General features: G+C 70.4%; 21 protein-coding genes and 2 pseudogenes. 12 read left to right on the top strand and 11 right to left on the bottom strand.

What is annotated here, in order from left to right; translation table 11 throughout:
- Positions 1–694: 694 nt before the first annotated feature.
- Together kdpF and AAT21_RS05505 are read left to right on the top strand one after the other, a co-directional pair.
- Complete coding sequence (gene kdpF / locus AAT21_RS34885) at positions 695–784, top strand: K(+)-transporting ATPase subunit F (RefSeq protein ID WP_107081215.1); 90 nt, start codon at positions 695–697, stop codon at positions 782–784.
- Positions 785–1,078: 294 nt separating this feature from the next.
- The gene (locus tag AAT21_RS05505) at positions 1,079–2,143 is read left to right on the top strand and encodes an NAD-dependent epimerase/dehydratase family protein (protein WP_046775659.1); all 1,065 of its coding nucleotides are present in this window, start codon (positions 1,079–1,081) and stop codon (positions 2,141–2,143) included.
- Between the two features lie 77 nt (positions 2,144–2,220).
- On the opposite strand, the gene AAT21_RS05500 is transcribed toward AAT21_RS05505, so the two are convergent.
- Both AAT21_RS05500 and AAT21_RS05495 read right to left on the bottom strand, forming a co-directional pair.
- Entirely contained in the window at positions 2,221–3,330 is a 1,110-nt protein-coding gene (locus tag AAT21_RS05500; protein ID WP_046775658.1) for a sensor histidine kinase, read from the bottom strand.
- Positions 3,323–4,132 (bottom strand): response regulator transcription factor, encoded by an 810-nt coding sequence (locus AAT21_RS05495; RefSeq protein WP_079025464.1) that lies wholly within the window; start codon positions 4,130–4,132, stop codon positions 3,323–3,325. The genes AAT21_RS05500 and AAT21_RS05495 overlap by 8 nt, the downstream gene beginning before the upstream one ends.
- A 123-nt stretch (positions 4,133–4,255) precedes the next feature.
- Here AAT21_RS05495 and AAT21_RS05490 point away from each other — a divergent pair, with 123 nt between their 5' ends.
- Genes AAT21_RS05490 through AAT21_RS05480 form a run of 3 tightly spaced genes read left to right on the top strand, consistent with a single transcriptional unit; the run spans position 4,256 to position 6,242 of the window.
- Positions 4,256–4,969, top strand: a complete 714-nt coding sequence (locus tag AAT21_RS05490) for a glycosyltransferase family 2 protein (RefSeq protein ID WP_046775657.1) — start codon at positions 4,256–4,258, stop codon at positions 4,967–4,969.
- Complete coding sequence (locus AAT21_RS05485) at positions 4,966–5,586, top strand: TIGR04282 family arsenosugar biosynthesis glycosyltransferase (RefSeq protein WP_046775656.1); 621 nt, start codon at positions 4,966–4,968, stop codon at positions 5,584–5,586. The genes AAT21_RS05490 and AAT21_RS05485 overlap by 4 nt, the downstream gene beginning before the upstream one ends.
- The gene (locus AAT21_RS05480) at positions 5,583–6,242 is read left to right on the top strand and encodes a class I SAM-dependent methyltransferase (protein ID WP_046777053.1); all 660 of its coding nucleotides are present in this window, start codon (positions 5,583–5,585) and stop codon (positions 6,240–6,242) included. Before AAT21_RS05485 ends, AAT21_RS05480 begins: the two co-directional genes overlap by 4 nt.
- An 83-nt stretch (positions 6,243–6,325) precedes the next feature.
- Here the strand turns inward: AAT21_RS05480 and AAT21_RS05475 are convergent, their stop codons facing one another.
- Positions 6,326–6,742, bottom strand: coding sequence for a hypothetical protein (locus AAT21_RS05475; RefSeq protein ID WP_046775655.1), 417 nt, complete (start codon positions 6,740–6,742; stop codon positions 6,326–6,328).
- Positions 6,742–7,884, bottom strand: coding sequence for a molybdopterin-dependent oxidoreductase (locus AAT21_RS05470; RefSeq protein ID WP_046775654.1), 1,143 nt, complete (start codon positions 7,882–7,884; stop codon positions 6,742–6,744). The genes AAT21_RS05475 and AAT21_RS05470 overlap by 1 nt, the downstream gene beginning before the upstream one ends.
- Positions 7,885–7,998: 114 nt before the next feature.
- Between AAT21_RS05470 and AAT21_RS05465 the strand changes: the two genes are divergently transcribed.
- On the top strand, positions 7,999–9,423 hold the full coding sequence (locus AAT21_RS05465; protein ID WP_046775653.1) for a glycosyltransferase family 87 protein: 1,425 nt from the start codon (positions 7,999–8,001) through the stop codon (positions 9,421–9,423).
- A 119-nt stretch (positions 9,424–9,542) separates the two neighbouring features.
- A complete protein-coding gene (locus AAT21_RS05460; protein WP_046775652.1) occupies positions 9,543–9,986 on the top strand; it encodes an SRPBCC family protein in 444 nt (147 codons plus the stop codon).
- A 631-nt stretch (positions 9,987–10,617) separates the two neighbouring features.
- Here the strand turns inward: AAT21_RS05460 and AAT21_RS38640 are convergent.
- A pseudogene (locus AAT21_RS38640) lies at positions 10,618–10,767 on the bottom strand (pirin family protein); the annotation flags it as partial.
- 53 nt (positions 10,768–10,820) lie between these two features.
- Between AAT21_RS38640 and AAT21_RS39635 the strand changes: the two are divergent.
- Positions 10,821–10,964, top strand: a pseudogene (locus tag AAT21_RS39635) (MMPL family transporter); the annotation flags it as partial.
- 106 nt (positions 10,965–11,070) lie between these two features.
- The gene (locus AAT21_RS05455) at positions 11,071–11,451 is read left to right on the top strand and encodes a VOC family protein (protein WP_052757653.1); all 381 of its coding nucleotides are present in this window, start codon (positions 11,071–11,073) and stop codon (positions 11,449–11,451) included.
- A 22-nt stretch (positions 11,452–11,473) separates the two neighbouring features.
- On the opposite strand, the gene AAT21_RS05450 is transcribed toward AAT21_RS05455, so the two are convergent.
- From AAT21_RS05450 to AAT21_RS05425, 6 genes are all read right to left on the bottom strand, one after another.
- On the bottom strand, positions 11,474–12,343 hold the full coding sequence (locus AAT21_RS05450) for a MurR/RpiR family transcriptional regulator (protein ID WP_046775650.1): 870 nt from the start codon (positions 12,341–12,343) through the stop codon (positions 11,474–11,476).
- Between the two features lie 99 nt (positions 12,344–12,442).
- Positions 12,443–13,726, bottom strand: coding sequence for a cyanophycinase (locus tag AAT21_RS05445; protein ID WP_046775649.1), 1,284 nt, complete (start codon positions 13,724–13,726; stop codon positions 12,443–12,445).
- An 11-nt stretch (positions 13,727–13,737) separates the two neighbouring features.
- Positions 13,738–14,952, bottom strand: a complete 1,215-nt coding sequence (locus AAT21_RS05440) for a M20 family metallopeptidase (RefSeq protein ID WP_046775648.1) — start codon at positions 14,950–14,952, stop codon at positions 13,738–13,740.
- Positions 14,949–15,701 (bottom strand): amino acid ABC transporter ATP-binding protein, encoded by a 753-nt coding sequence (locus AAT21_RS05435; protein ID WP_046777052.1) that lies wholly within the window; start codon positions 15,699–15,701, stop codon positions 14,949–14,951. Before AAT21_RS05435 ends, AAT21_RS05440 begins: the two co-directional genes overlap by 4 nt.
- Before the next feature lie 8 nt (positions 15,702–15,709).
- Entirely contained in the window at positions 15,710–16,681 is a 972-nt protein-coding gene (locus AAT21_RS05430; protein WP_046775647.1) for an amino acid ABC transporter permease, read from the bottom strand.
- Positions 16,678–17,637 carry an ABC transporter substrate-binding protein gene (locus AAT21_RS05425; RefSeq protein WP_046775646.1) on the bottom strand — a complete coding sequence of 320 codons (960 nt, stop codon included), beginning with the start codon at positions 17,635–17,637 and terminating at the stop codon, positions 16,678–16,680. Before AAT21_RS05425 ends, AAT21_RS05430 begins: the two co-directional genes overlap by 4 nt.
- Positions 17,638–18,944: 1,307 nt before the next feature.
- Here AAT21_RS05425 and AAT21_RS38305 point away from each other — a divergent pair.
- The 3 genes from AAT21_RS38305 to AAT21_RS37355 form a co-directional block, all read left to right on the top strand.
- Positions 18,945–19,367 carry a PPC domain-containing protein gene (locus tag AAT21_RS38305; protein WP_200904335.1) on the top strand — a complete coding sequence of 141 codons (423 nt, stop codon included), beginning with the start codon at positions 18,945–18,947 and terminating at the stop codon, positions 19,365–19,367.
- A gap of 180 nt (positions 19,368–19,547) precedes the next feature.
- Complete coding sequence (locus AAT21_RS05415) at positions 19,548–20,102, top strand: DUF4383 domain-containing protein (RefSeq protein ID WP_046775645.1); 555 nt, start codon at positions 19,548–19,550, stop codon at positions 20,100–20,102.
- The coding region (locus AAT21_RS37355) for an SDR family NAD(P)-dependent oxidoreductase (RefSeq protein ID WP_157879629.1) at positions 20,095–20,497 on the top strand (403 nt) is incomplete at its 3' end. The genes AAT21_RS05415 and AAT21_RS37355, both read left to right, overlap by 8 nt.

Below are 20,497 nucleotides of genomic sequence, written 5' to 3'. Positions count from 1 at the left end.
GCCGGACGGCTCATGTGTTGTGCGACGGGTGACCGACACGCGGTCGCATCGGTCCGTACCCCCACGGTGGGACCATGCGCGGCTGCGGAGGTGTTCAGGTCACCGCCCGCCGGCCGCGTGCCGCCGGTCCGTCGTCCGGCTCCGTCGCCACTTCAGTCTGCGCCCGGCCGAAGGCCCCGGCGCCACTCCTTGACGGGTTCCTTCCGCGCGGAAGTCGATCTTTTACGCCGCCCTGATGGAGGGGCATCAGAAGGCCGTCAAGGAGCCGCCGGGCGCTTGCCCCGACGTCGGCGATGCGCTGGGATTGCGCCATGAACAGCGGTCCGCGCTACGACGATCGGCCACCGAATCCGGTGCTGCCGACGGCGCCCGCTGCCTGCCCGGCCCTCTGACGTCGGCCGCGCGCCCTCCGCGTACCTGCCGCCGGGGGACCACGCCACGTGCCCGCGTCAGCACGGCCGGGACGCGCAGGACGGGTGTGCGCCCGCGTTCCGCTGGACGGCGGCCGAGGGCAGCGGGAACCACGCCAGCCGGGCTTCCCGGCACACCGCCTTCACCCTGTCGATGGAGCGGCCGTCAATACACCGTCAAAGTCCCGGCCAACCGCGTCAGGAAGCCGTATGCGCCGTTTCGTTCAGCGTTTCCTTGATGTTCGCTGGTGAGGTTGAGGACGCACGGAGGAGTCGGTGTACGGGTGAGCACGGAGACTGTCGTAGGCATCGTCGTCGCGGTCAGCCTGGTCGGGTATCTGATCCTGGCGTTGTTCTTCCCCGAAAGGTTCTGATCGTGACGACCATGCACGAGGCCGGTCCGGCAGCCGGAGCGCGTCCGCACGGAAGGCCACCGGCGCCGCCCTGGTCTCCGCCGCCACCGGCGTCAACCCGAACGACCCCACGGCCCGGCCGGTGATGCCGTCCCCTCGCCACAGAGTCGGCTCGCAGCCCCGTCGCCCCCGTCATCGCCGCACTGCTCGCGGCTGGACGCCGCCCCGTGGGCCGCGCCGATCACCTATGACGGAAGTCTTACGCCCGCGCGTGGGAGACGGCTCCGACAGCCGGTACTGCGTAGCGTCCGGGGCATGCGCGTACTCGTCACCGGAGGGGCCGGGTTCATCGGCTCCCACATCGTCACCGCCCTCATGGACAGCGGGCACGACCCCGTCGTGCTCGACGCCCTGCTGCCGGCCGCCCACCCTGACACACCCGCCTTGCCGGACGCGGAGTTCGTCCGGGCCGACGTGCGGGACGCCGACGCGGTCCGGGACGCACTGCAGGGCATGGACGCGGTGTGCCACCAGGCTGCGATGGTCGGCCTCGGAAAGGACTTCGCCGATGCCCCCGAGTACGTCGGCTGCAACGACCTCGGCACGGCCGTCCTGCTGGCGGAGATGGCGTCCGCCGGCATCCGGCAGCTCGTGCTCGCCGGGTCGATGGTGGTGTACGGGGAGGGCCGCTACACCTGCGAACGGCACGGGACGGTACGGCCCGGGCCGCGGCTGGCCGAGGATCTGGAGGCGGGCCGTTTCGAGCCCCGGTGCCCCGACTGCGGGGCTGGGCTCGCTCCGGGTCTGGTCGGCGAGGACGCGCCGACGGATCCACGGAACGTCTACGCGACGACGAAGCTGGCCCAGGAGCACCTGGCGGCCGCCTGGGCCCGCTGCGTGGAGGGCCGTGCGGTCGCGCTGCGCTACCACAACGTGTACGGGCCGGGGATGCCGCGCGACACCCCGTACGCCGGGGTGGCCTCGTTCTTCCGGTCCGCCCTGGCCAGGGGCGAGGCCCCCCGGGTCTTCGAGGACGGCGCGCAGCGGCGGGACTTCGTCCACGTGAGGGACGTGGCCTCGGCGAACGTCGTGGCCCTGGAGGCCCTCAGGGGGACGGCTGCCGGGATGCTGACCGCCTACAACACCGGCAGCGGACAGCCGCGGACCGTCGGCGAGATGGCGTCGGCCCTGGCCTCCGCGTACGGCGGGCCCGCGCCGGTGGTGACCGGCGAGTTCCGGTTGGGGGATGTACGGCACATCACCGCCGACTCCGCCCGACTGCGCGACGGACTGGGCTGGCGTCCGGAAGTCGGCTTCGAAGACGGCATGGCCGAGTTCGCCCGAGCCGGTCAACGGGCCTCGGCGGGCGCCGTCGGCTGAGGCCCCACGGAGAGGCGCGGGGCGGTATGGACGGCACGGCGCGCAGGCGGCGGTTCCGCCGGCCCGGCCTTCCTGGATTACACGGGGGCGGGGAGGGTGAGTTCGAAGCGGCAGCCGCCGGGCACGTTGTGGACGTCGGCGTGTCCGGAATGGGCTTCGACGATGCCGCGTACGATCGCCAGACCCAGCCCCGCGCCCGAGGGAGGCGTACGGGCCCGCGATCCCCGCCATCCGGTGTCGAAGACACGCGGCAGGTCCTCCTCCGGGATCCCGCCGCACGCGTCGGTGACCGACAGCACCACCGCGTCCGCACGGCGTTCGGCGGCGATCGCGACCGTGCCCTCGGCCGGGGTGTGGCGAATGGCGTTGACCAGCAGGTTCGACAGGACCCGGGTCATCTCCTTGCCGTCGACCTCCACCGGCAGCGGATCCACCGCCCCGCCCGCCAGCCGTACGCCGTGCTGCCTGGCCAGAGCGTCCGCGCCCGCCAGGGCGTCGCCGACCAGGTCGTGGAGGGAGATCCGGGCCGTGCTGAGCGAGAGGGCGCCGGCATGGATGCGGGAGAGCTCGAACAGGTCCGTCACCATGGAGTTGAGGCGCTCGACCTCGGCGCGCATCTGCTGGTGGTAGCGGGCCGGATCGGCCACCACACCGTCCTCCAGCGCCTCCGACATCGCACGCAGCCCCGCCAGCGGAGTCCGCAGATCGTGCGAGATCCACGCGACGAGCTCGCGCCGGGAGGTCTCCAGGGCCCGTTCGCGTTCACGCGAGGCCGCCAGTCGTTCGCCGGTGAGCGCCAGTTCACGGCTCAGCGCCGCGAATTCGGCAGGGGCCGGTGCGGCGGGTGGCGTGAAGGCCCCCTGCTCGCCGAAGTCGCGGGCCGCCGAGACGAGTTCCCGGCAGCGTGACACGACCTGGCGTCCCAGCAGCAACGCCGTACCCAGGGAGACGGCAGCGGCCATCGCGACGACGGTGGTCACCACGGAGAGGTCGTGGGAGGACAGGAACATCGCCCAAGCCACCGCGAGCGTACCGGCGAGCATCGCGGACACCGCGACCGTCGCGACGACCGCGAGGGAGACGGCGACGCTCCGCCGGCGCAGCATCCGCAGCGCGACAGCACCGAGCAGTCCCGCCGCCCCCGCGCCGAGGAGGGCGTACAGGGCGATCAGCAACAGGTCACGCATGGCCGCCCTCCACGCGGGCGCCGCCCGGCGCGCCGCCGGGCGGACGGGGGACCGTCTCAAGGCGGTATCCGGCGCCCCAGACCGTCCGGATCAATTGCGGGTCGGCCGGATCCTGCTCGATCTTGCTCCGCAGTCGGCGGACGTGAACGGTCACGGTGGAAAGGTCGCCGTATTCCCAGCCCCAGACCTCGCGCATCAACCGTTCCCGGTCACAGACCTGCCCCGGGTGCCGCAGGAAGTACACCAGGAGGTCGAACTCCCTGAGGGTCAGGGCCAGCTCCGATCCGTCCCGGGTCGCACGGCGGGCAGCGGGGTCCACGGAAAGACCGGCAACCACGAGCAACGGTTCGTCGACCGGGGTCGTCGAGGACCTCCGGCGCAGCACCGACCGGACGCGCAGGACCAGTTCGCGCGGGCTGAAGGGTTTGGTCACGTAGTCGTCCGCGCCGACCTCCAGGCCCAGGATCCGGTCCTCCTCGTCCCCGCGCGCGGTGAGCATGACCACGGGGAGGGTGTGCGCCCAGGTTCCGCTCGCACGCAGCCGGCGGCACACCTCCAGGCCGTCCATGCCCGGCAGCATCAGATCGAGGACGACCAGGTCCGGCCGGTGCCGGGCGGCGGCCTCCAGCGCGGACGGCCCGTCAACGGCACGGTGCACCGTGAATCCGGCCCGCTCCAGGTAGCCCGCCACCACCTCCGAGACGGTCGGATCGTCGTCCACCACCAGAACGCGGCCCGCGACGCCGCCGGGGACGGGGCCCAGGCCGGAGGAGCCGGGACCGGTTTCATTGCTCATTGCCATGCCCCCAGGGTGGCACCGTGCCGTTCCGTGCGGACCGGCGGGCGCCGCGGTACGGCGCGGTGTCCGCGTTTCGTAAGGTCTCAAGACGCCCTTCCCGGCCTTCCGGTTCCTACGGTGTGGAGGGTGACTCCTTCTGCTCGTCCGCCCCGCGCGGACCTCGTACTTCCCTGCCTCGACGAGGCCGAGGCGCTGCCCTGGGTGTTGGCGCGGGTGCCGTCCGGGTGGCGGGCCATCGTCGTCGACAACGGCTCCACCGACGGCTCGGCCGACATCGCGCGCTCCCTCGGTGCGACGGTCGTGCACGAGGTCCGCCGCGGTTTCGGCGCCGCCTGCCACGCCGGGCTGCTCGCCGCCCGCGCCGAGTTCGTCTGCTTCTGCGACTGCGACGCCTCCATGGATCCCGCTCTGCTCGCGCCCATGGCAGAGCGGGTCGCGACCGGCGGGGCCGACCTGCTGCTCGGCCGCCGCCGTCCCCAGGCCCGCGGCGCCTGGCCCGCCCACGCCCGGGCCGGCAACATCGCCCTTGCCCGGATGCTGCGCCGGCGTACCGGGCTGCGGCTGCACGACCTCGGCCCGATGCGGGTCGCGCGCCGCGAGGCGCTGCTCGGTCTGGAGCTGACCGACCGGCGCAGCGGCTACCCGCTCCAGATGGTGGTACGGGCCGCCGACGCGGGCTGGCGGGTGGCCGAGACGGACGTCCCCTACCTGCCCCGCGCCGGGAAGTCCAAGGTCACCGGAACCTGGCGCGGCACCTGGAACGCCGTGCGCGACATGCGCCGGGTCCTGGCCGAACCACCGGTCGCCCGGCCCGCACGAACCGAGGGGATCTCCGCATGAGCACCCTGCTCGTCATCGCCAAGGCCCCCGTCCCGGGCCGGGTGAAAACCCGCCTGACCACCCGGTTCACCCCGCAGCAGGCCGCGGACCTGGCACGCGCCGCACTGGAGGACACCCTCGCGGCGGTCCTGGCGACCCCGGCCCGGCGGCGCGTCCTGGTACTGGACGGACAGCCGGGGCCATGGATCCCGGCCGGCATCGAGGTCGTCGCGCAGTGCGCGGGGGGCCTGGACGTCCGGCTGGCCGCTGCCTTCGCCCTGGCAGAAGGTCCGGCCCTGCTGATCGGCATGGACACCCCTCAGGTCACCCCCGGCCTCCTCACCCCCGGCCTCGACTTCGCCGAGGCCGACGCGTGGTTCGGCCCCGCCGACGACGGCGGGTTCTGGGCCCTCGGCCTGGCCGAACCCGACCCGGCCCTGCTGATCGGCGTCCCTATGTCCGTGGCCCACACCGGTGAGGTCCAGCGGCAACGGCTGACGGGCGCGGGGCTCGGCCTGCGCGACCTGCCCGAGCTGTGCGACGTGGACACCCCCGCCGATGCGCGGCGGGTCGCCGCGGCCGCACCGTGGACCCGCTTCGCCGCCCTGCACTCCGGCCTGTGCGCGGTGAGCCGATGACCGCGCAGCTCACCGAGCCCGCCCCGCAGGCCTGGCAGGCCGACCCGTACGCCGATGCCCTGCGCGCCGGACAGGGCCCGCTCTACCTGCGGCGTCACGACGGCTGGCTGCTTCCCCTCGAAGTCGAGCGGTGGTGCGCAGAGCCCGACGCGGCCGACGAGACCGTGCTGAACCGATGTACCGGCCCCGTCCTCGACATCGGCTGCGGGCCGGGCCGCCTGGTCGCCGCCCTCGCCGGACGGGGGCAGGCCGCTCTCGGGGTGGACGTCACCCCCGAGGCCGTAGCCCGTACCGTCCGGGCCGGCGGCAGCGCGCTGTGCCGGTCCGTCTTCGACCCGCTTCCCCGCGAGGGCGGTTGGGGGACGGTCCTGCTCATCGACGGCAACATCGGTATCGGCGGTGACCCGACGGCCCTGCTGCGCCGGGCCGCCGAGCTGACCGCCCCCGGCGGATCCCTCCTTGTCGAGGTGGCGACTGCCGATGTCGACGAACGCGTCGAGGTCTACGTCGAGGACGGCACCGGCGGCCGCGGGGCCTCCTTCTGGTGGGCCCGGCTCGGCACCCGCGCCCTGTGCACCGGGGCCGAGGCCGCGGGCTGGACCCCGTACGACATCTGGCAGGCCGCGGGCCGGCACTTCGTTGCGCTGACCCGCTGACCGGCACGCCACGCAGGACCGCCGGGGTGGAGTCCGCGCAACTGCGGTTCCCACTCCGGCGGTTGTCGTCGCGACGCCGGTTGTCAGGCCCCGCGGTCGGCTCGGCGCGTCAGCGCCCGCAGAGCGGCGTGCAGGGCTGCGTGTACGACGGTGAACAGCGCGATGGCCGCCATGGCCAGCAGCCAGTTGCGCAGGTAGTCGAGCGGCAGGACGGTGGGGTTGGCCGTGCCGCCGGGGCGCAGGAGCGCAGGGAGCGCGATCGCGGTCAGGGAGCCCGCGACGATCAGGGCCGCACGCGGAACTCCGCGCAGGCGCAGGCCCGCCGCGGCGGCGAGGGCCGCGACCGCGAACACGAGCGGCGCGATGAAGCCGTCGTGCACCGCGACCGCTCCCCCGAGCCACACGGCGATCCGCCACGGCTCGGGCTGCTGGAGCAGCAGCCATCCGCCCCAGGCCGCGCACGCCAGCCCGAGTCCGCCCGTCACGTGTCGGAAGTTCATCACGCGGCCTCCAGCCGGCCGACCCACTTGGTCTGGAGCACCCCGGGCCGGTTGGGGGCGATGATCCGCGCCGGGTAGCCGTGGTCCAGGGACAGCTCCTCGCCGTTCAGGCGCAGCGCGAGGAGGGTGAGCGGGTCCTGCGCGTAGAGCCGGCCCATCTCCATCACCCGGTAGGCGCCCGCCGCCTCCAGGGAGACCACCCTGGCCCGCGCGTCCGCGCCTCCCCCCGCCCGTTCCAGGAGGTCCCGCACCCGTACCCCGGTCCAGTGCGCGGACTTGCTCCAGCCCTCGACGCAGGCGATGGGCAGGGTGACGTCGTGCTGGGGCATGGCGCGCAGCTCCTCCAGCGTGAGGGTGTACGGGCGCGGCCCGTGCACGGTCAGCCGCCAGTCGGCCAGCGAGGCCGGGGTGATGCGTGCGGCCGCTGCCGTCCTGTTCACCGGGAGTCCCTGTGCCCCGTGGGACGGGCTGCGCGGGCCGAACAGCTCCAGCGCGCCGAGCGCGGTGACGGACTGTCCGGCGGTGGTCAGCGTCACCGCTCCGACCGCGGCCGTGACACCGAGAAGGAGCTGCCGGCGGTCGGGCCCGTCAGCCGCGGGCAGGGCCAGGGTCCCGGGAGAGCGGCGCGTGAAGTGGTCCCGGATCAGCGGCCATTGCACGGCTACGTGCAGGAGCAGCGCGCCGAGCAGGAGCCAGGCGACCGCGTAGTGCACCGGAACGAAGTTGAACGGCCACGGGTACCACTGGAAGGTGTTCAGCAGTCCGGTGAAGAGTTCGAACAGGGCGGCCGCGACGAGGACGGCCACGGAGATCCGCTCCAGGGCATGCCGCAGGGACCGCACCGGCGGCCACGCGAACAACCGCGGGTAGACCGCCCACAGCTTCGCGAGCAGCAACGGAACCGCCGCGATCCCGGACGCCACGTGGAGGCCCTGGGTGAGCCGGTAGCCCCAGTACGGGCGGCTCGGCAGCCGGTCGGCCAGCCACCCCGGCGGGTGCTGGAGGTAATGGCTCAGCACGCCGGTCGCGAAGCAGACGGCCATGGCCAGGCCGAGCCAGCGGCCGATCGCGGTCGCCGTACGGGCATCGTGCAGGCGCGCCTTGAACGTGACGGGCGGCCCCGGAGGAAGGGTGAAACGCATGCCCCCATCACACCCCCGACGAGAGCCGCGCAGGTGGCCCGAACACCTTACGAAACACAGACGTCCGAGGTGGCGAGGTCCACGGGAGGGCCGGTTCCTGGAACGCTTCCGCAGGTGAAACCGCTTACCGCCCTCCCCCCGCGCGCCGCACTCGTCGCCACCGCCCTCCTTCTCGCCGCACTCACGACGGTGCTCACCCTCACCGTGCTGTACGGGGGCTACTTCAGCGACCCCGTCGGGCTCTTCGGCCGGTACGCGGTCGGCTGGGCGCTGTTCGCCGTCGCGCTTCTCGTGGTGCGCCGGGTCCCGCCCCGCCCTGCCGCGTGGCTGATCGTCGCCGGGGCCGTCGCCGTCACGGTGACCGGACTGCTGGGACCCCCTCGGACCAGCACCGACTCGTACCGCTACGCCTGGGACGGCCGCGTCCAGTCGGCCGGCATCTCCCCGTACGACCATCCTCCACAGGACCCGGCCCTCGCCCGGCTGCGCGACCCCTGGCTCTTCCCCACCGGGGCCGCCTGCCAGGGCCCCGACCTCGCCCGCATCCCGCCCACCGACGGTGAGCCCCACTGCACCCGCATCAACAGGCCCGCCGTCCACACCATCTACCCGCCCGTAGCCGAGGCGTACTTCCTGGCCGTCGACCGGCTGTCCCCCGCCGGCGCCCGGCTGGGGCCGCTCCAGATCGGCGCCGCACTGATCTCCCTCGGCGTCACGGGCGTACTCCTCCTGATCCTGCGTCGGCGCGGCGAGGACCTCCGCAAGGCCGCGTACTGGGCATGGTGCCCGGCCGTCCCCCTGGAAGCGGTCAACAATGCGCACATCGACGTGCTGGGCGTGCTCCTCGCCGTCGCCGGACTCGGCCTCGTCGCGTCCCGGGCCCTGCCCCGGCGAGCAGCGGGCGGGGTGCTGATCGGCGCCGCCATCGCCACGAAGCTGATGCCGGCCGTCGTCCTCCCCGGCGCGCTCTCCGGGGTCCGGCGCGTCCGTGACGCGGCTGCGGTACTGCTGCCGGCGGCAGCCTTCACCCTGCTCTCCTACGTCCCGTACGTCCTGCTCTCGCACGGCTCGGTCTTCGGCTACCTCGGCGGCTACGTCGAGGAAGAGGGCTACGACGACCCCTCAGCCGGATCCCGCTACTCGCTCCTGCGCCTGGTCCTGCCCGGCACCTGGGCGTTCCCGGTCCTGCTCGTCGTCATCGCGGCAGTGTCGTTGTACGTGATGTGGCGCGGCGATCCGCGGCGCCCCTGGAGCGGCGCGCTCCTGGTCACCGGCTGGTCCTTCCTCCTCCTCACCCCGGGCTACTCCTGGTACGCCCTCCTCCTGATCGCCCTCGTCGCCCTGGACGGACGCTGGGAATGGCTCGGCATCCCCCTCGCGGGGGCCGCCGTCTACGTACTCGCCCCGACGCTCCACTTCCCTCCGTCGCTGACCAGCATCGCGTACGGAGCCGCAGCAGCCCTCGTCCTCGTGATGAGCGGGGTACGGCGCGGAGCCGCCGCTGCGGTCTCCGACCCGGCCACGCCATCACAGCACTGAGGAGCCATCACCCGGTCACCTGGGGCATCCGGTCGTCCGGGTGAACAGCGTTGCCTTCCTGCGTCGGCTTGCCCGCATCATCAAGGCGACTCCCTGTTCGCGTGGTCTAGGGTCCTCCCATGAAGGTCGACGTGCTGACCGAGACCGTGATCACCGCGCCGTGCGAGCGCGTCGCCGCCTACGCCGCCGACCCCGCCCACGCACCCGAGTGGTACGCCAACATCACGTCCGTGCAATGGCAGACCCCTCCACCGGTGGCGGTCGGTTCCCGGGTCGCTTTCGTAGCCCGCTTCCTCGGCAGGCGCCTGGCTTACACCTACGAGGTCACCGACTACGAGCCCGGCAGCCGACTGGTCATGCGCACGGCCGAGGGCCCCTTCCCCATGGAAACCACTTACACCTGGGAGCCGTACGGCGAGGGGGCGGTCCAGACCCGCATGACACTGCGCAATCGCGGCGAGCCACGGGGATTCGCGTCCGTGGGCGCCGCCGTGATGGCGGCAGCAATGCGCCGCGCACAGAAGAAGGATCTGGCGGCGCTCAAGGCACTCATCGAGCGCTGAGCAGGGATGTCACTTGGGCGGGAGCGTATCGGCGAAAGCGGTCGCCGCAGTGATCCGGTGTTCCAGGACCGCGTCCTCCGCCAGAGGGGCCCGCTCCACCGTGCACGGCATCGCCGCCCCCACCCGCCTCGCCCGCCTCACCGAAGCCTGGCGGCAGCACGAACCGGACACGCCGCTCATCTCCGAGTGGTGACCAGATGCCGACGCGGCCGGTCATGACGCCTGCGGTGCGCAGGTGGTGGCACTGAGCAACCGCAGCGGCGGGCAAAAGACCGTCGTCGTCGGCACGCACCCACGCACACGCTGCAGAGACGAACCGCAACGCTTGTTCCGGATCCACCCACAAGGTTGCAGGAGTCTGCAGTACAACGGCCTCCGCCGCTGCCCGTTGCAGCAAGTCAACTCGGCGGCACCTGAGACCACAACTGACCACTCCTCAGTAGAGTCAGCAAAAGGTCAGCATTCGTCCGACCAGACTTGATTCAGCCTGCAACACGTGAGACTCGACCACCGGCGCCGCAGGCCGTCAAACGCCGCCCCGCGGCACCCTCTCCAAGACGAGAAACGGAAGGTTGGCAGCGAACACCGCACCCAACCTAGGGACTAAAAAATCGCAGGTCAGCGCACTCGCCCCCCTGGGCTTCAGGTGGGTGGGCGGCAGCTCCGGGGACGGGATCGGAGGGCCGTCGTAGCCCTTCACCTCGCCGTAGCGGGTGCCGTTCGTCCAGTCGTCGCGGAACTGGGCGATCTCATCGTGGGAGCGGCCGATCCAGTTCCAGAACCATTGGATCGCACGAAGTTTCCCCAGGTCAGAGCGCTACTGATCCTGTAAAGGCCGTACGGGGCGACCGGGCGGACGCGGCGCTGGCCGCCGTGCGCCGGTCGGCCGGGGCGGTCACCGCCAGTGCGGCGACCGTGGCCCTGGGGCTGCTGGCCCTGCTGGCGAGCGACCTGACGAACAACCGGGCGCCCCCGCCTTCACTGAATGCTTGACTGATCCAGGACGTGCTCGTCGGTCCAGGGAATCGGGTCGGCATCGAATACCAACGAGGAGCTGATCACTGTGCCAGCGAGTGAGCCCCGTGTGTTCGCTTATGTCAGCTATCGCGACGTCCTCGGCGCCATCAGGTGGCTGGAGACGATCGGGTTCGAGACGGTCCTGCGACAGGAGGAGAGCGGGCGCGTCATCCACTCCGAGCTACGGTCCGGGGACTCGGTGATCATGGTTGCAAGCTACGACGAGGAGTGTCAGACGCCGTGCCTCATGGGGCACTCCACGGGGCGAGAGCTCTACATCCTCACCGAGCACGTCGACGCGCTGTTCGAAAGGGCCGCCGCCGCAGGCGGTCACCCCGTGCTGCCCCCGGAATCGACCGACTGGGGGTCTCGGCGTGCCCGAGTCCTTGACCCGGAAGGCAACGAGTGGACCTTCGGCAGTTACGAGCCAGGCCACGAACGGGTCTAACGCTTCTCGGAGCTGGCGACGCCTACTGGACCGCGCCCATGCGCCGAGCGACTTCCTCGTTGCGGCCCAGTTGCTGGTGCGCTTCGGTGCCCAGGGCGTTGATTACGCTGGCGATGAGTACTTCGATCACGGCGAGAGTGGGCACAAGGCTGTCGTAGGGCGCCGTGGTGCCCACTTGGCTGGGCAGGACGACGTCTGCGTGGGCGGCCGCTGGCGAGAGCCATGGGTCGGTGAACACGATGGCCTTACCGGCGGCCTCGCGGGTGAGCTGCGCGATCGCGGTCTTGTCCTCCTCGTAGCGCCGGTAATCAAAGAGCACGACGACATCGCGTCTGCTCAGCTGCGTCAATGCAGCGGTGCGCTCCACCGACCGGTCGGGCAGGAAGCGGACCTCCTCGCGCAGCTGCATCAGGTGCAGGCCGAGGTACTGGGCCAGCAGGTGGGTGAAGCGGCCTCCGACGAGGGTGACGCGGCGCTTTCGGTCGGCGAGCAGTGCCACCGCGCGTTCGAAGTCGTGCGGAGGGATTTCGGCGAGTGTTCGGGCCACAGCGGGGGCGAACACGGCGTTGCCGTGTTCGAGCAGGCCGGCTGCGCTCGTGCCGTCGTCCGACACCCCCAGGCCGGCGGCCTCGTACAGAGAGATGGGGGAGGCGTTGCGGGCGTCGAGTTCCTCGCGGACTGCTGCCTGGAGTTCGGGAAAGCCGTGGTACCCCATCCGCGCGGCGAAGCGGAGAACCGTGGGGGTGGAGACCGAGGCACGTTCGGCGATGACGGCGACGGTCTCGAACACCATGGAGGGGTATCCGGCGAGCAGCGCACGGGCGACCTTGCGTTCGGCGGGACTGAGGTCGCCGAGTTTGGCCCGGATGCTGTCGGCGAGGGTGCCGCTCATCGTCGGATGACTTCCTTTCGGGTGGTTCGTGCCGCGTCCGCCGAGCCTAGTGCCCGGCGCGGCGGACGCGGCAGCTCGGGGTGTCCGTAGCCCCCTGGGTCAGTGCGGGGCAATGGCGATGGTGAGTCCGATGATCGTCGCGGGTCCGGACCGGCTGTCTCCGACCCACGCCCGCCGCTGTGTGGTGCGCGTGAGGGTCACGGTGAAGCGCGGGCCGGTCTCGAAGGTGTGTGCCGTCGCGGTGCGCTGGGTGCGCGTGGCCACGAGGGCCCGGGCAGTGCCCAGGAGGGAGTAGGGCCGACCGCCGATGTTGTCGGGTGAGCAGAAGACGTCGGTGTTGGCGGGTACCGGGGTTTCGGTGGTCGCGGTGAGGAGGCGTTTGCCGGGGGCGGGCAGGGCCTGCCACGCCTGTGGGAAGTAGCGGTCCCCATCGGTGAGATAGGTGTAGCTGGCGCCGCTCAGGGACCATCCGGCGGTCGTCGTTCGCGTGCGGGCTCGGCGTAGGTCGAGGACGGTCAAACCCTGTGTGCCCTTGACGGTGGCGGTCTCGGCAGGTGTACCGGGGCGGTCGATGACGAGGGCGGTGTTCTCTTCCAGACCGTAGACGCGCGTGTGGCCGGTGTCGGAAGCCAGGCGCAAGGCGCGCCCCTCTCGGCCGTAGGCGCCGGTGTGGGTGTCGAGAAGGCCGGAGTGGAGGAATCCGAAGCCGCCTGCGGGAAGATGTCCCAGGCGGGTGGGATCGTCGAAGTAGCCGGGAGCGCTGCCATCACGCAGGGCTTGGTAGGACTCGCCTCCGGTGACCATGTCACGTCCGCCCATGATCTGGGCTCCTGCGGAAGAGCCGGCGATGACGGCCCCAGCTGCGAGCTTGGCGCGGATGGCGGCCAGAACCTTGCTGTCGGTGTGCGCGTCGCCGTGTAGGAGGGTGGTGATGTAGCGGTATTGGTCGCCGCCGCCGAAGAAGAAGCCGGTCATGGAGTTGACCTGGGAGACGACAGCGTCGGAGTCGGCGTTGGCGATGTGGTCGAGGTCGATGGGTATCCATTGCGCGTCGGCCGCGCCGTGCTGCTTGAACAGGGAGGCGTAGTAGGCGCCGTTGCAGGCGGAGTTGCTGCACCGGTCGGGATCATCGGCGTGCGGGTCCCGGCTGGCTGGGACGGAGGCCGCGGTCAGGACGCCGATGCGGGCACTGCTGTCGCCGGCACGCTTGATGATCTCGCCGTAGACGGCCTTGTTGTCGGCCTTGAGTCCGCCGCCGACCAGGACCAGCGAACCCGCAACGGCGGGTCTGGGGACGGCTTCGGCCGCGGGCACTGCGAGGGCTGCAAGCAGCGTGGTAACGGTGGCAGCCAAGAGGCTGCGTCGGGTGCGACTGCCGGGCATGGGGGCTCCGTTCAGGGCGTGGTGGTGTGGCAAAGGCGGGTGATCAGCAGGGCCAGCAGGGTGATGCGGTCGGTGAGAGTGGTGGTGTCGAGCCACTCCTCGGGGGTGTGGTCGGCGCCGCCGACCGGGCCGAGGCCGTCGAGGACCGGAGTACCGGTGGCGGCGATGGTGTTGGCATCGCCGACACCCCCGGTGCTTGCGGCACCGAAGGCGACTCCGAGTTCGCGGCCGGCGCTGCGGGCGAGGGACAGCATGTGGAGGCTGGCGTCCGTGGCTTCCATCGCCGGGCACAGGTCCAGCTGCCGCACGGTGGCAGTGGTGCCTCGTACGGGCAGGTCTGCCGCCGCGGCCATGATGGCTTCCTCGACCCGTTCCAGGCAGACGGCGCTGGTGGCGCGCACCTCGACGCGGAGGTCGGCCTGTGCAGGAACGATGTTGGGGCGGCTTCCGGCCTGCAGAACGCCGACGTTGACGGTGGCGTCGTCCTCTCGTCCGTTGAGTGCCTGCAGCGCGATGGTGAGGTGGGCGGCTGCCAGGGCGGCGTGTGCGCCGCGTTCGGGCTCGATGCCGGCGTGGGCCGCCCGGCCTTCGATGGTGATCAGGTATTCGGCCACGCCCTTCCGGGCGATGACCACATCGCCGTTCTCCCTGGCGCATTCCAGAGCGAGCGCGAAGTCTGCTTCGGCTGCGAGGACACGGGTCAGTGCCGCGCTGCCGGGTGAGCCGATCTCCTCGTCCGGCGTGGCCAGGAATACGATTTCGTCGTAGTCGTCGAATCCGGCCTCGGTGAGGATCTCCAGTGCGCTCAGGCCGGCGAGCAGACCGCCCTTGTCGTCACTGACACCGGGGCCATGAGCCAGTGAGCCGGTGAGGCTGAAGGGGCGGGCGGCGGCGGTACCGTCGTCGAAAACGGTGTCCATATGGCCGGCCAGGAGGATCCTGCGCCCACCGGCGGAGGCCTGTCGGGAGCCCTGTTTCCGGGCGACGAGCGCGTTGCCCAGAGCCCGGTCCCGGTGACGGCCGACGGGCACGGTCCGCGTGGTGGCGCCGCAGCGCTCCAGGCGGTCCGCGAGCCAGGCCGCGACGCGGTTGACGCCGTCGGGGCTGTAGGAACCGGAGTCGATGGCCACTAGGGCGGCGAGGTCGGCGAGGTATTCGCTGTGCCGGGCGGCGGCGCGGGCCCGCAGGGTCCGGGTGGACGGCTGGGGGCTGACGGCGGCGGTCACAGGACCTTGGACAGGAACGCCCGGGTGCGTTCCTGCGTCGGCTCCGTGAGGACTTGCCGCGGGGCGCCGGCTTCGACGACGACCCCTTCGTCCATGAAGACGGCCGTGTCGGCGACTTCCCGGGCGAAGCCGATCTCATGGGTGACGACGACCATGGTCATCCCGTCGGCAGCCAGACGCCGCATCACGTCCAGGACGTCGCCGACCAGCTCGGGGTCGAGTGCTGAGGTGGGCTCGTCGAAGAGCATCAGCTTGGGCTTCATCGCCAGCGCGCGGGCGATAGCCACGCGTTGCTGCTGACCGCCGGAGAGCTGAGCCGGGAAGTGGCCTGCCCGGTCGGCGAGACCCACCTGCTCCAGAAGCCGTTGGGCTTCGGCTTCGGCTTCGGCCTTGGACACACCCGCCACCTTCACGGGGGCCTCGCAGACGTTGTCCAGGGCGGTCATGTGCGGGAAGAGGTTGAAGCGCTGGAAGACCATGCCGATGTCGCGGCGGCGCTCGGCAACCTCCCGTTCACCCAGTTCATGGAGCTTGCCCGCATGCCGCCGGTAGCCGACGAGGTCGCCGTCGACCTTCAGCGTGCCGCCGTCGACCCGTTCGAGGTGGTTGATGCACCGCAGGAAAGTCGACTTGCCCGACCCGGACGGCCCCAGTAGGCAGCAGACCTGACCTCGCTCGACCGTCAGATCGATACCGCGCAGGACTTCCAGGCTGCCGTACCTCTTGCGGACGCCGCGCGCCTGGACCATGGGCTGGCTCATCGTCCGGCCTCCTTCTTCGTACGGCGGGCCCAAGGGGTTCCCGCGCTGCCGAACAGCCGCTGAACGGCGGAATTGCTCTGGCTGCGTGCGGCGCCCCGTCCGTACCTGCGCTCGAGCCAGGCCTGGGGGATGCTCAGCAGCGACACCAGCACCAGATACCAGCAGCTGGCCACCACCAACAGGGGGATGACCTGGTAGTTCTGGGCGTAGACCTCCTGGATGTTCGACATGAGGTCGTGGGCGGCGATCACCGACACCAGAGCGGTCATCTTGAGCATGTTGATCGTCTCGTTGCCCATGGGCGGGATGATGACCCTCATGGCCTGGGGCAGGACGATGCGTCGCATCGTTAGGGCCGGCCGCATGCCGAGCGAGTGCGCGGCCTCGGCCTGTCCGGGATCGACGGATTGGATCCCCGCGCGGACGATCTCGGAGGCGTACGCGGCTTCGTTCAGGCCGAGAGCGAGCAGGGCGGCCACCGCGGGCGTCAGGACGGCGTTGGTGTCCCACGAGACGAAGGTGACCTCCGTGAACGGGATACCAATCTTGATCTGCGAGTACAGGGCCGCGGCGTAACCCCAGAAGATGATCTGCACCAGCAGCGGGGTCCCGCGGAAGGCCCACACGAACAGGGATGACAGCCCGTACAGCACGGGGCTTGCCGACAGGCGCATGACGGCGATGACGGTGCCCAGGGCCAGGCCAAGTGCCATGGCCGCGGCAGTCAGCCACAGCGTGGTGACCAGACCGTCGAAGATCAACCCGGCGAACAGGTAGTCGCCGACGACGTCCCAGTGGAGGTTGTCGTTCTTCGCGAGCGACCCGGCCAGGCCGATCAGGGCGACCACTGCCGTGACCGCCGCGGCCCAGCGCCCGTAGTGCCTGACCGGGACCACGTCGAGCGCCTCGTCCTCGGTCTTCTTCGTGATCACCGAAGGTGTGCGGGTGGGTGCGGTCGCGTCGGTCACTGTGCGCCCGCGTTCTTGGTGGCTTCCTTGACCGCGATGGAGGCGACGCCGTACTTGTCGCAGATCTTGGTCAGGGTCCCGTCGTCGATGAGTTGCTGGAGCGCTTTGTGGATCGCGTCGGTCAGCTCCGGCTGCTGCTTGGAAACCGCGATGCCGTTGGGTGATGCCTTGTAGCCGCCCTGGGCCGCGGGGTCTTCGACGGAGTCGAAGGCGCTCCCGTTCTCGGCGGTCTTGGCGGTCCAGCCTGCGGCGGGCTTGGTCAGGACGTCCGCAACGACCTTGCCCGCGCGCAGGGCGAGCTGGGCATCCGAGTCCTTGGGGAAGGTCTGGATGTCCATGGACTGCTTGCCCAGTTCCGCGCAGCGCGCCTGGTGGGCCTTCAGGAGGTCGGCCTGGTTGGTGGCGGACTGGACACCGACCGGGTGCCCGCACAGGTCGTCCAGGGTGGCGATCTTTGCCGGATTGCCGTCGGCGACCAGCAGACCGGAACCCGACTGGGAGTAGTCAACGAAGTCGACCACCTGCTGGCGTTCCTTCGTGTCGGTGATGGCGGACATCGCAACGTCGTACTTGCCCGCCTGGATCGCAGGGATGATGCCGTCGAACTTCTGCGGAGCGAAGGCGAACTTCACTCCGAGCTTGGCTCCCAGGGCCTGCCCGAGGTCATAGTCCAGGCCGGTCAGCCGGCTCTCGCCTTCCTTGACGAACATCTCGAAAGGCGCGTAAGGCACATCGGTCGCCACCCGCACGGTGCCGGACTTCTTGACCGCTTCCGGGAGAGCCTCGTGCAAGGCCTGATCGCGCATGATCTGAACCCCTGCGACGGCAACGCCGGACGGGGCGGGCGTAGCGCCGGACACGTCGTCAGCGTTCCCGCAGGCCGACAGGGTGGCGGCCACACCGAGTGCGGTGACCGCAGCCGAGAAGGGGCGGATGGAGCGTATGCGTGCGTGCATGACTCTCGGACCTCGTTCACAAGGGGAGGGAGACACCGGGGACGGCTGCCGCTGGCGAGCCATCTGGAAAGTTACAGAAGAACCATTAGGTTTACTAGATGTATCGCACGTTACTTTTTCTTCAGGTTCAAGATCCGAGCACAAGGACCTGAACTTCACGGCTTTCATTCCGATATGAGAGCCCTCATGCCGAACCTCGGGCCATCTCGGCGTTACACCTGTCCACAGCAGAGGATGACTTGTATCTTCCGCTACCACTCAAGGTGTGGCGATTCACGCGCCCCATGCCCGCCCATCGAGGAGGACGGCATGCAACGGACCGTCCACCGAACCGCACTTGCCGCAGCCATGACAGCCCTACTGACGCTGCCGGGTAGCATCATCGGCACCGAAGCCGCTCATGCGGCGGCATCACGCATCCGCCTGGGCAATGCCGCCGACGCGTCCCGGCCTTCCTGGGAAGGCCCTGCACACACCATGAACGGCGCCGGTGGGGTCGTGGCCGACTCGATGGCCCCCGCGATCGACGACATCCGCGGCGGCTCCGGGAGCCTCGACGTGGTCGTCCTGGCCGGCTCCGCGCCGAACAGCGGCAGCAGGACACCCGAATGCGACACCGTCATGGCGCTCCCCGGCGTCAACTCCTTTACCACGTGGACCCTGACCGCCTCATCGGACGCGGGCAATAGCCAACTCAACACAGACGTACGCAAAGCGGAGTTCGTCTGCTTTGCCGGTGGCGACCAGTGTCGCTACGCCTCCTGGAAGGGGACCGCACTCGAAACGTCGGTGGAGTCCGTGGTAGCCAGAGGCGGAGGATCGGGTGGCGGGAGCGCCGGCCATCACATCAACAGCCCCGTCGTCTACGACGCCTGCAACGGAAGCGTCAGCAGCAGCGAAGCCCTCGCCGACCCGCACGACCGCTACGTCAGCTTCACCAGCGGCATGTTCGCCTGGAACCACTATGACAACGTCATCAACGAGTCACACTTCGTCGCACGCGACCGTATGGGCCGGCTGATGGCCTTCGTCGCACGGTCCATCAAAGACGGCTTGACCACGACCGGATCCGCCTGGGGCGTCGGCGTCGAGGAAGGGGGGCGCTCCACATCGACAAGAACGGCCTGGCCACCGTCTACGGCAAGAGCGGCTTTGTCGTCCTCGGCGACCACCAGCCCGAACAAGCCGCAGCCCGGAAACCCCTCACCTACAGCAGCTTCAAGATCTGGAAGATCGCCCCGGGCGCGAGCTTCGACTTCGCTGACCGCCCCAGCTGCGGCAACTACCTGCGCAGCGTCAGCGCGGGAGTGCCGGACGCCAATCTCTACGACGGGCCACCGCAGACCTCCAGCACACCGCATGCCCCGTTCACCGAAACCGAGCCCAGCAACACTCGCGACACCGCCGACGACGCCACCAACCTGGCCCCACCGGCAACGCTGACCGGCAGGCTCGACCCGACCGGCGACCGCGACTACTTCGCCGTGCGCTTCACCGCCGGACAGAGAGCCGACGTCCGGTGCGACATCCCCAGCGATTACGACGCTGACGTGTACCTGCTCGACGGAGGCGGGAGCACCCTCGCGCGGTCCGTCATCGACGGCGCCGGAGCCGATGAGGCCCTCAACTTCACCGCAACGACCACCGGCACTCACTTCCTCGAAGTCGCGGCCTACTCGGGTTCGGGGGCGGCCGGTTGCACCTGCACCCTCGCCGCAACACAGCTGTGACTACGGGGGCCGAGGACCCCCAGGGCTCGAGGATCTCGGCAGCACCGGCCTGATGGCCGTCTCGCCAGCCACGAACGTGCCCTGAGATTCGATGCAGAAACATTGCGAGTTTCGCCGTCCGTCGGCACTGGCCATGCTGGATTTCTCGGGACGGGACAAAACGATCCTCTGGAGGGCCCGATGCGCCTGCGCGATGAATTGCCCGTGAATCACCCGCTCAACCGCATCTACCGGGTCGGAGCGGCTCTGTGCGGTCTGCTGCTCCTCCTGTTCGGCTGCCTCGGCTTCGCCGGCAGCCTGTCCTCCTTCAGCACGAGCGGGCAGCACATCGCCGGCCTGTCGACGAACGGACTACTCAGCACGATCTCGATAATCTTCGGGCTGCTCCTCATCGTCGCCGCAGCCATCGGAGGCAACCTCGCCTCTACGGTCAACGTCGTCGTTGGAGTCCTCTTCGTCACGAGCGGCTTCGTCCACCTGTTCCTCATCGGTAGGGACGGCAACGTCTTGGACTTCGGTATGTCCAACGTCGTCTTCAGTTTTCTGATGGGACTGCTCGTCATGACGTTCGGGATGTACGGCCGCGTCAGCGGCGGACTGCCCCACGACAACCCGTACTGGCGTCAGCGGCACCCCGAACAAGCTGCTCGGGAGGCAGCGGACTCCCGCACCCAGATCGGTGCCACAGCCCAAGCGCCGCGTGGGCTGCCCGCGCGGCGGGACCGTCATGTCTGAGGGTCCGGCACGGATACTGGTGGTGGGCGCGACCGGCGAGCTGGGTCACATCGCGGTGACAGAGCTTCTCGGGCGGGGTGCTCGCGTGGCACTGACCGGCCGAAACGAGAGAAGCCTCGTGGGCCTGGCCGCACGGTCGGGCTGCCCCACGCGCACCCTTGATGCCCGCGACCTCGACGCCTGCGCCGCGTCGGGCCCCTGGGCACGGTCTGTGCTCGGCCGATTGGACGGCGTCCTTGTCACCGTCGGGGTCGGTGGATTCGGGCATGCCTCCGCCGTGCCGAACGCCATTGCCGAGCAGCTGATGACCGTGTCCCTGGTGTGGATAGGCACCAGCGGGTCTGGTTCTCCGGCGGAACGGGTGATGACCTGGGCGTCGCCGACACGGCACCGAC

It is taken from the genome of Streptomyces yangpuensis, from assembly GCF_001005295.1.
In the GTDB taxonomy this organism is placed as follows: domain Bacteria; phylum Actinomycetota; class Actinomycetes; order Streptomycetales; family Streptomycetaceae; genus Streptomyces; species Streptomyces yangpuensis.
Note: the sequence above shows the minus strand (reverse complement) of the source record. Positions and strands in the feature narration are given on the sequence as shown.

Bases quoted from the DNA above. Each gene is read 5' to 3' on its own strand.
- AAT21_RS05435 (WP_046777052.1), bottom strand. From the start codon at position 15,701: ATGGTCCAGGCGCGCGGCGTCCGCAAGAGGTACGGCAGCCTGGAAGTC.
- AAT21_RS05485 (WP_046775656.1), top strand. From the start codon at position 4,966: ATGAGCACCCTGCTCGTCATCGCCAAGGCCCCCGTCCCGGGCCGGGTG.
- AAT21_RS05445 (WP_046775649.1), bottom strand. From the start codon at position 13,726: ATGCCCGGCAGTCGCACCCGACGCAGCCTCTTGGCTGCCACCGTTACC.
- AAT21_RS05450 (WP_046775650.1), bottom strand. From the start codon at position 12,343: ATGAGCGGCACCCTCGCCGACAGCATCCGGGCCAAACTCGGCGACCTC.
- AAT21_RS05505 (WP_046775659.1), top strand. From the start codon at position 1,079: ATGCGCGTACTCGTCACCGGAGGGGCCGGGTTCATCGGCTCCCACATC.
- AAT21_RS05470 (WP_046775654.1), bottom strand. From the start codon at position 7,884: ATGCGTTTCACCCTTCCTCCGGGGCCGCCCGTCACGTTCAAGGCGCGC.
- AAT21_RS05475 (WP_046775655.1), bottom strand. From the start codon at position 6,742: ATGAACTTCCGACACGTGACGGGCGGACTCGGGCTGGCGTGCGCGGCC.
- AAT21_RS05460 (WP_046775652.1), top strand. From the start codon at position 9,543: ATGAAGGTCGACGTGCTGACCGAGACCGTGATCACCGCGCCGTGCGAG.
- AAT21_RS05480 (WP_046777053.1), top strand. From the start codon at position 5,583: ATGACCGCGCAGCTCACCGAGCCCGCCCCGCAGGCCTGGCAGGCCGAC.
- AAT21_RS05495 (WP_079025464.1), bottom strand. From the start codon at position 4,132: ATGGCAATGAGCAATGAAACCGGTCCCGGCTCCTCCGGCCTGGGCCCC.
- AAT21_RS05425 (WP_046775646.1), bottom strand. From the start codon at position 17,637: ATGCACGCACGCATACGCTCCATCCGCCCCTTCTCGGCTGCGGTCACC.
- AAT21_RS05500 (WP_046775658.1), bottom strand. From the start codon at position 3,330: ATGCGTGACCTGTTGCTGATCGCCCTGTACGCCCTCCTCGGCGCGGGG.
- AAT21_RS05415 (WP_046775645.1), top strand. From the start codon at position 19,548: ATGCGCCTGCGCGATGAATTGCCCGTGAATCACCCGCTCAACCGCATC.